The sequence below is a fragment of the Streptomyces dysideae genome (assembly GCF_001514305.1).
GTDB lineage: Bacteria > Actinomycetota > Actinomycetes > Streptomycetales > Streptomycetaceae > Streptomyces > Streptomyces dysideae.
On record NZ_KQ949105.1, the window covers coordinates 23,834 to 37,843 of the forward strand.

Annotated in this window: 12 protein-coding genes; 9 read left to right on the top strand and 3 right to left on the bottom strand. The window is 69.5% G+C overall.

Annotated features, from left to right (window positions below):
• Positions 1–1,611 (top strand): MFS transporter, encoded by a 1,611-nt coding sequence (locus AQJ91_RS35725; RefSeq protein WP_079085466.1) that lies wholly within the window; start codon positions 1–3, stop codon positions 1,609–1,611.
• 36 nt (positions 1,612–1,647) lie between these two features.
• On the opposite strand, the gene AQJ91_RS35730 is transcribed toward AQJ91_RS35725, so the two are convergent.
• Positions 1,648–2,421, bottom strand: a complete 774-nt coding sequence (locus tag AQJ91_RS35730) for a helix-turn-helix domain-containing protein (protein WP_067029946.1) — start codon at positions 2,419–2,421, stop codon at positions 1,648–1,650.
• A 131-nt stretch (positions 2,422–2,552) separates the two neighbouring features.
• Positions 2,553–3,395, bottom strand: coding sequence for an SRPBCC family protein (locus tag AQJ91_RS35735; RefSeq protein ID WP_159054718.1), 843 nt, complete (start codon positions 3,393–3,395; stop codon positions 2,553–2,555).
• Between the two features lie 173 nt (positions 3,396–3,568).
• On the opposite strand from AQJ91_RS35735, the gene AQJ91_RS35740 reads away from it, so the two are divergent.
• The 8 genes from AQJ91_RS35740 (at position 3,569) to AQJ91_RS35770 (ending at position 10,611) form a co-directional block, all read left to right on the top strand.
• Positions 3,569–4,882, top strand: coding sequence for an ABC1 kinase family protein (locus AQJ91_RS35740; RefSeq protein WP_067029951.1), 1,314 nt, complete (start codon positions 3,569–3,571; stop codon positions 4,880–4,882).
• Between the two features lie 42 nt (positions 4,883–4,924).
• Positions 4,925–6,202 (top strand): KR domain-containing protein, encoded by a 1,278-nt coding sequence (locus tag AQJ91_RS35745; protein WP_067029953.1) that lies wholly within the window; start codon positions 4,925–4,927, stop codon positions 6,200–6,202.
• Positions 6,203–6,268: 66 nt separating this feature from the next.
• Positions 6,269–7,576, top strand: coding sequence for a HEAT repeat domain-containing protein (locus AQJ91_RS35750; RefSeq protein ID WP_079085469.1), 1,308 nt, complete (start codon positions 6,269–6,271; stop codon positions 7,574–7,576).
• 42 nt (positions 7,577–7,618) lie between these two features.
• A complete protein-coding gene (locus AQJ91_RS35755) occupies positions 7,619–8,272 on the top strand; it encodes a DUF6073 family protein (protein ID WP_067029955.1) in 654 nt (217 codons plus the stop codon).
• A complete protein-coding gene (locus AQJ91_RS52740) occupies positions 8,273–8,701 on the top strand; it encodes a transposase (protein ID WP_234383235.1) in 429 nt (142 codons plus the stop codon).
• Complete coding sequence (locus AQJ91_RS56415) at positions 8,701–8,904, top strand: DUF6083 domain-containing protein (protein ID WP_234383236.1); 204 nt, start codon at positions 8,701–8,703, stop codon at positions 8,902–8,904. Before AQJ91_RS52740 ends, AQJ91_RS56415 begins: the two co-directional genes overlap by 1 nt.
• Positions 8,897–10,306, top strand: coding sequence for a phytoene desaturase family protein (locus tag AQJ91_RS35765; RefSeq protein WP_067029957.1), 1,410 nt, complete (start codon positions 8,897–8,899; stop codon positions 10,304–10,306). The genes AQJ91_RS56415 and AQJ91_RS35765 overlap by 8 nt, the downstream gene beginning before the upstream one ends.
• Entirely contained in the window at positions 10,303–10,611 is a 309-nt protein-coding gene (locus tag AQJ91_RS35770) for an EthD family reductase (RefSeq protein ID WP_067029959.1), read from the top strand. Before AQJ91_RS35765 ends, AQJ91_RS35770 begins: the two co-directional genes overlap by 4 nt.
• 322 nt (positions 10,612–10,933) lie before the next feature.
• Here AQJ91_RS35770 and AQJ91_RS35775 read toward each other — a convergent pair whose 3' ends face one another.
• Entirely contained in the window at positions 10,934–13,987 is a 3,054-nt protein-coding gene (locus AQJ91_RS35775) for a glycoside hydrolase family 2 TIM barrel-domain containing protein (protein ID WP_067029961.1), read from the bottom strand.
• Positions 13,988–14,010 lie beyond the last annotated feature (23 nt).

Consider the following 14,010-nt stretch of genomic DNA (forward strand, 5'->3'; position numbering starts at 1 on the left):
GTGAACCGCCCCAAGGAGGGCGCCATCACGTTCCGACGACCAGCCGTCTTCTGGGCAGGCGCGGTCATCGGCACGATCGGCGCCGCGCTGCACCTGCCCATGTTCATCGAGGCACGATCGATGCACTACCACATGGCCAACATGAAGCCGGACGCCGCCATGACCGTCGGCATGGCGGCGGTCCTTGTGGGGGGCGCACTGACCTTGTGGGGGCTCCTTCCACCCCGGCGCCGCGACGAGCCGCCAGTGGACCTGCACATCCGCGCTCTGGACGACGCCCGCCTGCGTCCCTCCCACGTCGGGCTCGTCCTGGTGCTCACCCTCGCCGTGACCATCGACGTCATGAAGCCGACCACGCTGTCCTTCGTCGCGCCCGGCGTGGCGGCCGAGTACGGCCTCACCTCACCCCTGCATCCCAACGGCGGTCTCCCGGTGACCCTGTTGCCGCTGTCCGGGCTGCTGGGGACGGTGCTGGGTTCCATTCTGTGGGGGGTGCTCGCCGACCGTGTGGGACGGCGCCCTGCCATCCTCTTCGCCGGCGTCATCTTCACCACCACCTCGATCTGCGGTGCGATGCCCACGTTCACCGGAAACCTGGTGATGTGCTTCTTCATGGGCATCGGCGCGGGCGGCATGCTGCCTGTGACCTTCGCGCTTCTCACCGAGACGGTTCCCGCCCGCCACCGCGGCTGGCTCCTGGTGCTGATCGGCGGGAACTCCGCCCTCGCCTATGCCCTCACCAGCCAGTTGGCCGAGAGCCTGGTACCGCACTACGGATGGCGCATCCTCTGGCTGATCGGCATGCCCACCGGCGTACTCGTCCTGCTGCTGAACCGGTGGATACCGGAGTCCCCGCGCTACCTCATTCTGGCCGGCCGCGGCCACGAGGCGCGCGCCGTGATGGAGCGGTACGGGTCGGCTCTGGTCTCCTCCCCGCGCTCTGCGGCGGCGCCTGCCGCCACCACCGCGCGCACCGAGGCCTCCGTGCAGGGAGGTCCGCTCCTCCTTACCGGGCTGCTTCTGCTGGCTCTCAGCGTGGGCCTCGTGACGTACGGGTTCCAGCTGTGGGTTCCGACCGATCTGCAGCGCATGGGGATCGAGGGCCTGGACGCCGACCGGATCCTGCGCAATGCCGCCCTGTTCGGTCTGCCGATGAACGTGGTGGCCGCTTTCGCCTACGGGTTCTGGAGCTCGAAGTGGACGACGGTTCTGCTCAGCGGCCTGACCGTCGCGCCGCTCCTCTGCTTCACGGTGCTGGGCGACGATGTCGTGGAACATCGCACCCTGCTGATGGCTCTACTGTCCGTTCCGATCGTCAGCGTGTACTCGCTGGGCGCCATCACGATCGCCTACTGCGCCGAGATCTACCCCACGGCACTGCGGGGGCGGGCAACGGGCCGGGTGGCCGGGCTCACTAAGTGCGGCGGAGTTGTCATGCTGGTCCTCACTCTGCTGTCGCTGGCCGCCCCAAAACTGCAGGTCACCGCCGCTACGGGCGCGGTGCCGCTGGCCTGCGCCGTGATACTGCTCGCGCTGGCGGGTATCGAGACCCGGCACCAGGCCATCGACGCCCCGCTGGAGGCAGAGCCGCAGTCTGCGCCGGTCATCTGAGCCGCGTGCCGGTGACCAGGAGACTCTTCCGCACGGTCACCGGCCCTCGGTTCTGGACGCCAGCCGGTCCGCGCTTGCCTCGGCGATCAGCAGGGGCAGGGCGTAGACCAGCGGCGGATCGCTGGGAGCGGTCCGCCGCAGACACACACGGAAGGTGCTGTGGGGGGAGCCGAGCGATACCACCGTCGCGCCCACGCGGCGGTTGGTGCCGACCGAATCCAGCAGGGCATCCACGACGCGCAGCCGCGCGGGGAACCAGACCGACAGGATCTGCTGCACCTTGCTCCCGCGCGGAAGCGAGGGCAGCGGCAGTTCGACGAGGCCCGGCCGCGCCCTCCACGTGCAGCTCACCGGCACCTCCTGCGGAACGCCGTGCGCGAACATGCCCGTGCACAGCAGCCCTTCGGCTGCCAGCTCGCCCGGGGCTGGCAGCACCTCACCGGACAGGACACCCCCGGTGGACGTCGGGGCCACGGGCGGGGCCGTACAGTCGGCCAGCGCACCGATCCGCTGCTGTCCGTGCTGCTCGACCAGAGTGAGGTAGCGCCGGGGAGAGACGCCGACGAGCCGGGTGAACTGGGTCGTGAAGGTCCCCAGGCTCAAATACCCGACAGCGGTGCACACATCGATGATGCGAGGAGAGTCCCGGATGATCAGTCTCTGGGCGGCAGCCATCCGTAGGGCGGCAAGGAACCTGGCAGGCGTCACGGAGGTGACCGAGCGGAAGACGCGGTGGAAGTGGAACGGGCTGAACAGCCCGGCCTCCGCATGGTCGGAGAGGTACTGCGGATCGGCGAGATTACGCGTCATCCGCGCGATGGCACGTTCCACCGCAGCCAGACGCGCTGCATCCGAGGGCGACGGACAGTGTGTGCCGCACTCCTGGCCGGTCCGGCAGTCGCCACAGGCCGCACGGCCGGGGAGCGCGTGCGGATGAGTCGTCATGGTGTGTCCTTCGAGACGGGTACGGCGGCCGACAGGGCGAGGACGGTGTCCAGCGACGCGAGCCAGGTGGCGGTGAAACGTCGGCGCAGGATCAGCGCCTGCCGGGCCGGGATGCCGAGCCCGCTCCAGCCGTCATGATGAATCCGCAGCCGCGCGCCGGTGGCGTCCGTCTCCAGTTCCGCGACGCAGCGGGTCGGGGCTCCGGACGGGGGGACGGCGATCTCGCATGTGGCACGGCGCCCGGGTACGACCTCCCAGCGGGCGATGCCGAACCGGCGCGGCCCCTCGCTGTCCACGATGAAGAACCAGCGGGGGGTGAAGCCGTCGGTGGCGATCGGCATCCACCGGTACAGGTCCGGTTCGTGCAGCGGCTGGAATCGGCTGCCGGGCAGCCGCACCGAGCCGTCGATGCGATCGCGGAACGCGTAGCGGGTGGGCCGTCCGTGGCGCAGGTAGCCCGCCAGCCGGTCCAGGAAGTCCCGCCATCCCTCCTGGAGTTCCGCGACTTCGGTCGGCGGCAGGTCGTGGCCGTGCTGGTGCACGTCCACCGTGGTGATGCCGTCTTGCTCACGCAGTGTCCAGGTGACGAGGGAGGGCGCTTCCACGCCGAGGAAGCGCCACGAGAATCTGAGCATGTGCGGCCGGTGCAATTCCGGCGCGTCGAGCGTGAAGAAGTCGCCGTCCCCGAAGTCGAGGCGGTTCGGGCGCCCTGGGCGCAGCGGCTCATGGAGGTCGCCGAACCAGCGCGAGACCTGTTCCGGGTCCGTGATCGCTTCCCACACCCGCTCGAGGGGGACCGCGACGTCGATGTCTGCCTGGACGTCGTTGAAGCGGGTCACACCGACCTCCGGGAGGCTCCAGACCGACCGGGACACCTGACAACCGATCAATAACGCTATATGATTATTAAGTATTCTCTGTATGTCAACACTCCACTCCGACGGACGCACGCCCCGTGGGTGTCCAGTGCCGCCGGGACGCGCAGCCGACGTCGGCACACCCAGGAGGTGTGATGGCCGTACCACCTCTGTCCGCCCTCCCCCCACTGACCGGACTGCCTTTCACCGCACACGTCGGTCTGCCGGACAGATGCCGTCGCATCGCGTCCCTGGCCGCGGTGGCATCCCGCCATCTCGTCGCCGGAGCGGCCGACCGGCTTACCGCACGAAGCGGACGCAGGGCCCTTCCCGGCCGATGGCCGCGATTACTGAGCGACCTCGGTCCCACCTACATCAAGGGCGCCCAACTGCTGAGCACACGGAGCGACTTACTGCCCCCAGCCATCTGCTCCGCCCTGGCGTGCCTCCATGACCGGGTCCCGGCGATGAGCGCTGCCGAGCTCGACCAGGCGCTGGCAGACGCCTACCCCGACCCTGAGAACTGGCCGTTCTCCACATTCGACAGGTCGGCGATCGCAGGCGGCAGCATCGCTTGTGTGTACCGTGCGACCCTGGTGGACGGCACGCCGGTGGCGGTCAAGCTCCGGCGCCCCGGCCTGCGGCACGCCATGGAGGCCGACTTCGCCCTCCTCGAATCCGGGGCCCGCTGGCTCGAACGTCTACCACCGCTGAGCAAGGTTCCCGCCCGCCGTATCGTGCGCCAACTCGGCAGCGCACTCCTGCGCCAGCTCGACCTCGCGCAGGAGGGGGAGGCGCTGGCCGCGCTCCGGGCGAACCTCGCCGAATTCCGGTTCCTTCGCATTCCCGCCCCGATACCCGGCACATCGGGCCCGGGCGCACTGGTGATGGAGTACATCGAGCCTCTCGACCGGTTCGCACCCGGCGACTTCACCAACGAGGATCGCCGACAGATCGTCAGAAACGTCCTGCAGTCGGTGTACCGGATGCTTTTCATCGACGGACTCGTCCACTGCGACATGCATCCGGGCAACCTGTACCTGGCCGCGGACGGGCTCGTCGTCCTCCTCGACGCCGGCTTCGTCGTCCCCCTCGAACCCAAGGTACGGCTGCTGTTCGCCCGCTTCTTCATGCACCTCTCCCTCGGCCGGGCCACCGAAGCCGCCGAGACGGTGCTCGAAAGCGCGGAACACATACCGCCCGACTGCGACACGGACGGCTTCCGCGCGGAGATAACGGCACTCGTGAAGGAGACCTACGGCAGGACCGCCGGCCAGTTCCGACTGGCACCCTTCGCGACCCGCCTGTTCGACATACAACGCAGGCACGGTGTCGCGGCGGCCCCTGAATTCGTCTTCCCGCTGATGTCACTGCTGGTCCTGGAAGGAATGATCAACGACTTCGACGTGGACGTCGACTTCCAAGGCGAGGCGATCCCCACACTCCTGGTCGCCCTCAACCGCTACTGACGCGGCACTCCGTCACGATCCGCCCCAACGGGAGACGCAGCCATGGACGACATCGCGGCTCATCTGCACGTGCAGGGAACGCCGGTGCACCTGGGGCCCGCGGAGCCCCGCTCATGGACACTCCTCGGAGAGCACCTGCGCATGGCGGCGGCACTGCGCGACGCGGCACCCGCGCCCGCCGCCCCAGCCGTCGCCGTTGTCCTGGGCAAGGTCCACGACCACCGTGCAGACCAAGCGCTCCTGGACGGCCTCGCCCTGCGCAGGTCGCGCAGTTGGCCGCTCCTCCTCCTGCACCAGGGAGCCGGCGGGGCGAGCCTGCTGCGCGCCGCGACCCTGGAAGAGCCCGGCCCTCCGATCGCCGCCGTGGAACTCACCGGGGCCGCCCGGGCACCGGCCGTGCGCCGTGTCGCCCACGCGGTCCTAGACCCCGCCTTCGCGTGGCCCGATCCCCCGGGCAGACGCCGCGAGCTGCAGCTCGGAGCGGACGGTCTGGCCCGCTTCCACCAATGGCAACCCACGACGCTGCCGACTGGTGCGGTGCCGCGGGGACCAGCACTGGTCACGGGCGGCCTCGGCGGCCTGGGCCTGCGCGCCGCCGCCACACTTGCCGCCGCCGGCGTCACGGACATCACCCTGCTGGACGTGCGCACGGACGGCGAACTGCCCTACGGCGACGGCGAGATCCTCCGACGTCTTCGAGCCCACGTTCCTCGCCTGCGAGTCCTGACCACCGACGTCACCCGGCGTGCCGACGTGACGCGCGTACTCTCCGGATGCCGACCCGCCATCCTCATCCACTGTTCCGGGCTAGTCGCGGGCGGCTCCGTCAGTACGTCCACGGCCGACGGCCTAGCCGCGCTGCGCGCCCCGAAGGCCGCAGGACTGAGCCATATCCTCTCCGGGGTCCGGCGGGAATCCCTGCGCGTCCTGGTGAGCTTCGGCTCGATCACCGCACACCGGACACACCGCATGATGGGCGGATACGCGCTCGCCAACGAGATCCTGCGTCGACAGACGCTGGCCGCCGCAACACAGCTTCCCGAGTGCGCCGTCGTCGTGGCCGAGTGGTCGCTGTGGAGCGGCGCCGGGCAGGCGCACCGAATGGGCGTGATAGCGGGCGCAGCGCGTCAGGGCATGCCCCCGGTGCCGCTGCGCTCCGGCATGGCCGCCCTGCGCCGGCTGCTGGCGTGGCCCCGGGGCCCCCAGCACGCCGCCGCCGTCCTGCTCACCCCCGCCGCCGACCCCGACTTCCCGCTGCACCACGGAGCCGACCGCCTCAAAGCGCTGATTCCGGCAGGCGTGCCAATCTCTGAGAAGTGAACTAAGGCCCCTGTCACTTAAGTTATGGGTAACGACCAGCCGACTACGTGGTAGGGAAGGACTGGTATGGCTATCGACTTGTGCCGGAAGTCGCCGGCGGATCTGGCGGAGGGCCGGACGAACGGCTGGGACGACGCGGTGCTGCTGGAGGACCTCGCCACCGAGCAGCGCGAGGCACTGAACTTCGCCTATCGCACCACCCTCAGCAACGTGGACCCGAGGTTCGTCGCCGGCGACCCGGCCGCCTGGGCGAGCGACTTCGGCTACGCCCTGGACCGGGTGGCGATCCGACTGGACAACCGCAGCAACGAGGACCTGCGCACGGCAGCGCTTGAGCACCCGGACCCCGCCATGCGCGAGCAGGCCCTGTTCGAGTACGCGGACCGCGACCACGAGGACGCCATCGAGTTCCTCGCCCAGGCCATCCGGCAGGACACTGATCGACAGGTGCGATGGGACGCCCTGTGGGCCATCGAGAAACTCGGCGGCCCCGAGGCCATCACGACGCTCCGGCAGTTCCTCAACGACCCGGACCCCGAGATCGCCGAGTGGTCGAAGCTGTTCATCAGCGAACTGCAGACGGGAGACCCGGCCTTCGATGACCGCGAGGGGCACTACACCCCGGGCCGGACGTTCGACGAGACCATCTTCCTGCTGATCCACTGCGATCTGTACGTCCGACTGGACCCCTCGAACCAGCACTGGGGCAAGATCTCCCTGGCGCCGCAGGGACTCGCACGCATCTACGGCCAGGCGCACGCGTGCCCGAACGTGGCCACGCGAGAGCGTCAACTCGTCATCGCCAAGACCATCGAGGGCCTGCACGCCGACGGTACGCCGCACGTGGACAACTACCTGTTCCGCGGCTTCACGGACCGCAGCCGCCGCGACCGGGGCAACTTCTTCTTCGAGTCGCTCGTTCCCCGGCCGTTCTTCAAGTCCGGCCGCGCCGACGACCCGTCGGAGGGTGTCCGCGAGGCCAACATCGGCTTCGCCCGCTACGGCACCTGGCACCTCGAACCCAAGTTCCAGGTACACGGCGAGTCGGCCATCCGCTACGTGCGGGGTCGCTTCCAGGGCTGGGGCCACGTCAATCTCTCGCGTGTCGCGGGCCGGCCGATCGAGGAGATCCTCGTCCCCGGAAACGGCGTCCTGTCGACCCTGCACGACCCCGAGGTCGGCCCCATGACCAACGCCTTCATCCTCGGCACCTTCAAGGGCAAGCTGAACGACTGGGACGGCGACGGCGTGATCGACCTCAACTCCCGCCACGTGTACTCGACCGCGGACGGCGAGATCGACTCCGACCAGGACGGCATCCCCGACCAGCCCGGACTCACATGCTGCGACTGGACCGGTCAGCAGCTTCCGTAAAGGGGACATGCCTCCCCGCACACCCAGACGAAAGGTTACGAGATGGCTGCTTCGTCCCCCGGGCCCACGACCGTCTACGGCCGCCCGGTCACCACAGAAGGCGTGCCCAACCTCTATCAGGGCACATCAGTGTCTCCCTGGACACCTCCAGTCCCGGGAATCGACAATCTCGGCATCAGCTCGGTGGATACCTTCGCCGTTCCGGGGGTGGGCGAATACACCGTCGACTTCGACGGATACGTCCGCGTCGTCCGATCGGAACCCACGTCCGAGGAGTGGGCCACGGCCGAGGTCTACACGAATCTCATCGAGATGAAGATGGTCGGCGAGTGCGAGGAACTCGGCCGGATCACCGTCACCCTCAACCCCGAGTGCCTCTCGGCCGGCCAGATCCGCACGCCGTTCGACCCCTACGCGGGGGAAGGGCCGGCAGCCAAGGCCTGCCGCATGGCCGTGGGCGCCATCTTCGACATGCCGAAGCTGGGCATGAAGCTGGTCAACAAGGAACCCATCATCCTCACCATCGATGACGTGCGGCAGATCCCGCCCGCGGGCTCGCCCGGCAAGGGGCAGATCTACCGGATGCTGCCGCTGCACGACAGCCGACGGCTCGACGACGCCCCGGTGGCCTACGTCACCAGCCTTCGCTTCACGATGGGTGGCTACACAACCCAGGAAGCGATGGCCCGTCGCTGAGTGGATCTGTGGGGCGCTGCCGCGCGGCGCCGTTCCGGCTGGCAGCAGCTCACTGCCGATCTCCTGGCCGCGCCACGTCATGGCGCGGCCAGGTTCGTCAGGCCCACGGTCGCCCGTCGCGGGACTGGCCGGCGGCAGCCCGTCCGGCGCGGTACACGACATCAGGACCGCGCACCCGCACGGCGCCAGAAGGTCGCCGAGGTAGCCCAGCTCCTCGGCATCAGCGACCAGACGATCTACGTCTGGCGGCGCCAACACCTCATCGACACCGGACAGTTGCCCGGCACGAACAGCAGCGACCTGTTCGAACTGGCTGCGGCCCGCAAGCGTATCGCCGAGCTGGAGGCCGAGTTGGCCATCCACCGGCGAGCTGCCGAACTGCTGGGTGAGGTGACGTCCCCAAAAGGCGGTTCGAAGCCATCCGTGTGATGGCCCGTGAACACCTGCCAGTGCAGCTTCCGAGCCCGGATGACTCCGCCTTGACCGACTGCCACTGGGACGGCAGCCCCCGCACCCGACACACCCGCCGCCCGCTGCAGGTGGCCGACACCAGTCCCAGCCGACTGCTGCGCTGTGGCCAGAGCGGCTGCTGCCGCCTGTGCGGCAACCGCGTCGACCTCTACCTTGGGTGAGGTACACCGTCCCAACAGCGGCCTGCGCAGGATTTTCGACCACATCACCGGCGGCCGGCTGGAGTGGGCGCCCATGCCCGAGGTGTACAACCGGATCATCATCGGCGAGCGCGAGTACGAGTACCCCGCGGGCGCCGACCGGTTCAAGCAGCGCATGATCGAATATTTCCCCGACGAGGCCGAGGCGATCAGCCGCTACGTGGAACTTGTCTTCGCGGCCAACCGGGCGGCCAAGCCCTTCTTCGCCCAGCACAGCCTGCCCGGGCCCGAGGCCGAGGAGCACTATGAGGCGTTGTGCGCGCCGTTTCGCGCCTTCTCCGACCGCACGGTCACCGAAGTCCTGGCGGACTTCACCGCCAACGAGGAACTCAAAACCGTCCTGTGCGGTCACTTCGGTGACGACTCACTGACGCCCGACCGTGCCTCGTTCGCCATGCACGCCATGCTCATCCGCCACTATATCGACGGCGCCAATTTCCCCATCGGCGGGTCCGGACGGATCGCCGAGACGGTCAGCGACGTGATCCGCACCGCGGGAGGAGAGGTCCTCATCGCCTCGGAAGTCGCGTCCGTGCTGCTCGATGAGCATGAGCGTGCCTGCGGGGTGACGATGACCGACGGCCGCATCTTCCGCGCACCAGTGGTGATCAGCAATGCCGGCGCCCTCAACACCCTCACCCGCCTGCTCCCCGAGGGCGCCGCGCGCGATGAGCGCCTCGTGGACGCCTGCGAGAAGATCGGACCCTCGCTCACCTGGGTCGTCCTCAATATCGGACTCAGGGGGACGGCCGACGAACTCGGACTGCAGGCGAGCAACATCTGGGCACACCAGGGAGTCAGCGTCGACGCCCAGTTCGCCGCCTACGAAGCCGACCCGGAGCACCGGCCGATGCCGGCCTACTTCCTGACCGCTGCCTCCGCCAAGGACCCGCGGTGGCAGGACCGCCACCCGGGCCGGAGCACGATCGACATCGCAGGGGTGACGACCTGGTCCCTCTTCGAGCCGTTCACCGGCACGGAACGGATGCGGCGCGGACCGAAGTACGAAGAGCTCAAGCAACGCCTGAGCCAGGAACTCCTCGACCAGGTCCTGAGGTTCCATCCCAAGGCGGAAGGCGCGATCGAGCACATGGAGCTGGCCACGCCGCTCAGCTTCAACCACTTCCTCGGCCGCACGCACGGCGATTTCATGTCGCTGGCCCACACCCCCGAACGCTTCGCCCAGCGGGGCCTCGGTGCCCGCACCTCCATCCCCGGGCTGTTCCTCTCCGGCCAGGACGTCGCCGCGGCCGGCGTCAGCGGCGCCGTCGTAGGCGGAGCCGTCGCCGCATCCGCCGTGCTCGGACGCGACGCGCTCGCCGACCTGCCGAAGGCCGACCCCACCAAGGAGCAGAGCGCATGACAGTGAAACTCGTGATCCTCTACACGAAACCCGACGACATCAACGCCTTCGAAGCCCACTACGGCAACGTCCACATCCCACTCGTGGAGGCGCTGCCCGGCCTCCAGCGATGGAACTCGGCGCGCGTCACCGACGCCGCCGACGGCGGTGAACACACGCTCCATCGCATCACCGAACTCCACTTCACCGACCCCACGTCCATACAGGCCGCACTGCGATCCCCGCAAGGCCGTGCCACCGGCCGCGACTTCCGGCAGATCGCCCCACCCGGCTCCCGGATGTTCACCGCCACACCCGGCACGTAAGAGAGCGACTCCCCGGCGGCTACAGAGACATCGGGGCGTCCTCGACGCGGTCCGCATCGAACACCGCCAGCCGGGCGGGCTCCCGGACGGCTCCTGCCTGCTACCGCGGTTCAGGAACGGCCGGCAGCGGTCCAGGAACCGTGGGCAGCGCTCCGCGCCCACAGCGCTCGGGTTCCCTCCGAGCATTTCCCGTACCCGTCCATGCCGACGAGGTCGTCGCGGTCCTTGCCGAAGCGGTCGCACGGGCCGACACCGGCGGCTGACCCGAGCGGCGGCACAGGCCGGCTCCGGACGTCCCTGAACGCCCGGAGCCGGCCGCGCTTCACGAGGTGGGAAGCTGCCTCGCGGGCAGAGCGGTGAGGACAAGCGTGAAGTCGGCGGGCCGGACTTCGAGCCGGTACCGGGGCAGGACGCCCGGCCCGACGGCGCCGGAACCCACGCCCTGCACGACATGGTCGGTGTGCAGGTGGATGGCCGGTCCGGCGCTCAGGTCGGTCCCGTGCCGCGCCTCGGCCAGGTGCCGGTCGCTCCACCGGCGGGCGGCCAGGTTGAACAGCTCGGCCCCCTCGATGCGCAGCCCCGCGCCCTCGTCGTCCACCACCTCGGCCCAGCGCACGTCGGACCGGTTGCCGTTGTCCTGCGGTCGTACGTACGGCGTCTGCAGCTCCTCGACACTTGCCCGGAAGAGGCCGACGCGGGCCGCCTGCCGCGAGTCCGGGTAGGACTCTCCGGGGCCCGCGCCGAACCAGCTGACCCGGGACCATTCTCCGGGCAGCTCCCAGTGCAGGCCGATACGGGCGAGTGAGGGCGCCTTGTCCCGGCGGAGGAGTTCCGCGTACTCCTCGGGTGGCAGGTCCGCGTCCACCATCGGCTCGCCGAAGACGTCCTCCCGCTGCGGCCAGTGGCCGACCGGCTCGGTGTGGACGTGTACCCGCAGGCGGTGCTCGTCGGTCTCCCATCGGTAGGTGGTGAGGTAGCCGCAATCGGTCGCGGCGGCTGCGCTGCGCACCACGACGGTCAGGCCCTCTTCGTCGGGCTGTACGGACACGGTCCGATGGCGCAGCCGGTCCAGGCCGCGTGCCTTCCAGTACGCGGCGTCGCGCTGGGACCAGGCGAGGTCGTTGTCGGTGGGTGCCCGCCACAGGTCCAGCCGGGGACCGTCGAACTCGTGGTCCCCGAGACCCAGCAGACGTCCGGTGTTGCGGTCGAAACGGGCCGGGCCGAGGGCGATCCGCGCGCCGGTGGCGTCGGCTGCCAGGAGACTGGCATCGAGTGTGGCGCGAGCGGGCTCGCCGTCCGACGGCAGGGGGATCTGGCCCCAGGCCACCACATGTCCCTCGGGAGCCCATGCGGTGGGTTTCGCCAGCTCTGCCCGCACGGTCAGCCAGCTCTCGCCCTCACTGACGTCGTCCGTGCCCGTCCGAAGCAGCGGCAGCGGGATCTCGGTACGTTCCCCCGGGCCGAGGTCCGGCGTCGGGAGGGTACCGTCGCCGAGTTGTACTCCGTCCCGGGTGAGCGACCAGGTGAACCGCAGGTGTGCCAGGTCGACGAGATCGTGGCGGTTGTGCACGAGGAGGTGTCCGGGTGTGCTGCCGGGGCCGATGGCGACGGGTTCGATGACCTTCTGGTACTCGAGCAGACCAGGTGAGGGTGTTCCGTCGGGGAGCACCAGCCCGTCGCAGATGAAGTTGCCGTCGTGCAGGTCCTCCCCGAAGTCGCCGCCGTAGGCGAAGAACTCCCGGCCCTGGGCGTCGGTGGAGCGCAGGCCCTGGTCCTTCCACTCCCACACGAATCCGCCCTGGACGCGCGGATACTGCTCGCACAGCCGCATGTACTCGTCCAGTGCGCCGGGGCCGTTGCCCATCGCGTGGGCGAACTCGGTGTAGACGAACGGCATGCGGTTGCGCCGCTCGTCCGCCGGATCGCCCTCGCCGCCGGTGGCCGGGTAGAACGTCTCGCCCGGCCGCAGCAGGCCCTGACCTATACGGCGCACGACGGCCGGCGTGCGGTACATCTCGCCGTAGAGGTCGACGTAACGGGCCAGGCGATCGCCCTCGTAGTGGATCGGCCGGGACGGATCACGTTCGTGTATCCAGGCGGCCATCGCTTCGAGGTTGCGGCCGTCGCCTGCCTCGTTGCCCAGCGACCAGGAGATGACGCCGGGGTGGTTCTTGTCGCGTTCCACTGTCCGCTGGGCGCGGTCCAGACACGCCTCGTGCCACTGAGGGGCGTCGGAGGGGTTGCCGAGCCGGGGTTCCGGCTGTGTGCACTCGAACCCGTGGGTCTCGAGGTCGCATTCGAGCATGACCCACAGGCCGTACTCGTCGCACAGGTCCAGGAAGGCCGGGTGGGGCGGGTAGTGCGCGGTGCGTACGGCGTTGATGTTGTGCCGCTTCATCGACTCCACGTCGTGCCGCATGTCCTCAAGGGTGATGGCGCGCCCGCGGTCGGGGTGGAACTCGTGGCGGTTGACGCCGCGGAGCACCACGCGAGAGCCGTTGACGGTCAGAACGCCGGTGTCGGTGACGGCGACCGTACGGAAGCCGATGCGCAGACGGACCTCCTCGCCGGGCGTGCAGATCACGGCGTCGTAGAGATGGGGGTCCTCCGCGCTCCACGGCCGTATCTCGTCGAAGGTGAATTCCTCCGTGGCGGGAGTGCCGGACACCCCCAGGCCGGGGATGGCGACCGTCGCCTCCGCGTCCGTGTCCACGTCGATCCGCAGCCGGCCGCCCCCGCTCGCGACGTCGTAGCCGGCGTGCACGAACACGTCGCGGATGCCGCTAGCCGGGCGGGCCAGCAGGGTCACGTCCCGGAAGATCCCGGCGAGCCGCCAGGTGTCCTGGTCCTCCAGATACGTGCCCGAGGAGAACTGGTGCACCCGGACGGCCAGGACGTTGGAGCCGGGCCGCAACGCGTGGGTCACGTCGAACTCGGCGGCCAGGCGGCTGCCCCGGGTGACGCCGAGTTCCACGCCGTTGAGCCAGACCCGCGCGCAGGACTCGACTCCCTCGAAGCGCACCACGGCGGGCGTGCCCGCCCAGGACTCGGGCAGGTCGAAGACGCGGCGGTAGTCGCCGGTCGGGTTCTCGTCCGGGACGTACGGGGGGTCGAGCGGGATGGGATACGCAATGTTCAGGTACGCCGGCTTGCCGTAGCCGTGCAGCTGCCAGTGGGAAGGGACAGGCAGTCGGTCCCAGCCTTGGTCGTGGAAGCCGGGAAGCTCGAAGCCGTCCGTCTCGTCGAGGCCGGCCTCGGAGAACCGGAAGGCCCAGTCGCCGTTGAGATCGAGCCTCGGGGCATCGGAGGCCGGCGCGGCACGTGGAGCTTCCTTGCCGTGGCCGGGTGAGAGTTCCTCGAAATAGCGCAGGGACACGCGACTCCTCAGTGGTGCGAAAG

What these genes read in the sequence shown, in the direction of transcription:
- AQJ91_RS35755 (WP_067029955.1), top strand. Translation starts at nt 7,619, where the DNA reads ATGGCTGCTTCGTCCCCCGGGCCCACGACCGTCTACGGCCGCCCGGTC.
- AQJ91_RS35770 (WP_067029959.1), top strand. Translation starts at nt 10,303, where the DNA reads ATGACAGTGAAACTCGTGATCCTCTACACGAAACCCGACGACATCAAC.
- AQJ91_RS35745 (WP_067029953.1), top strand. Translation starts at nt 4,925, where the DNA reads ATGGACGACATCGCGGCTCATCTGCACGTGCAGGGAACGCCGGTGCAC.
- AQJ91_RS35740 (WP_067029951.1), top strand. Translation starts at nt 3,569, where the DNA reads ATGGCCGTACCACCTCTGTCCGCCCTCCCCCCACTGACCGGACTGCCT.
- AQJ91_RS35730 (WP_067029946.1), bottom strand. Translation starts at nt 2,421, where the DNA reads ATGACGCGTAATCTCGCCGATCCGCAGTACCTCTCCGACCATGCGGAG.
- AQJ91_RS35750 (WP_079085469.1), top strand. Translation starts at nt 6,269, where the DNA reads ATGGCTATCGACTTGTGCCGGAAGTCGCCGGCGGATCTGGCGGAGGGC.
- AQJ91_RS56415 (WP_234383236.1), top strand. Translation starts at nt 8,701, where the DNA reads ATGGCCCGTGAACACCTGCCAGTGCAGCTTCCGAGCCCGGATGACTCC.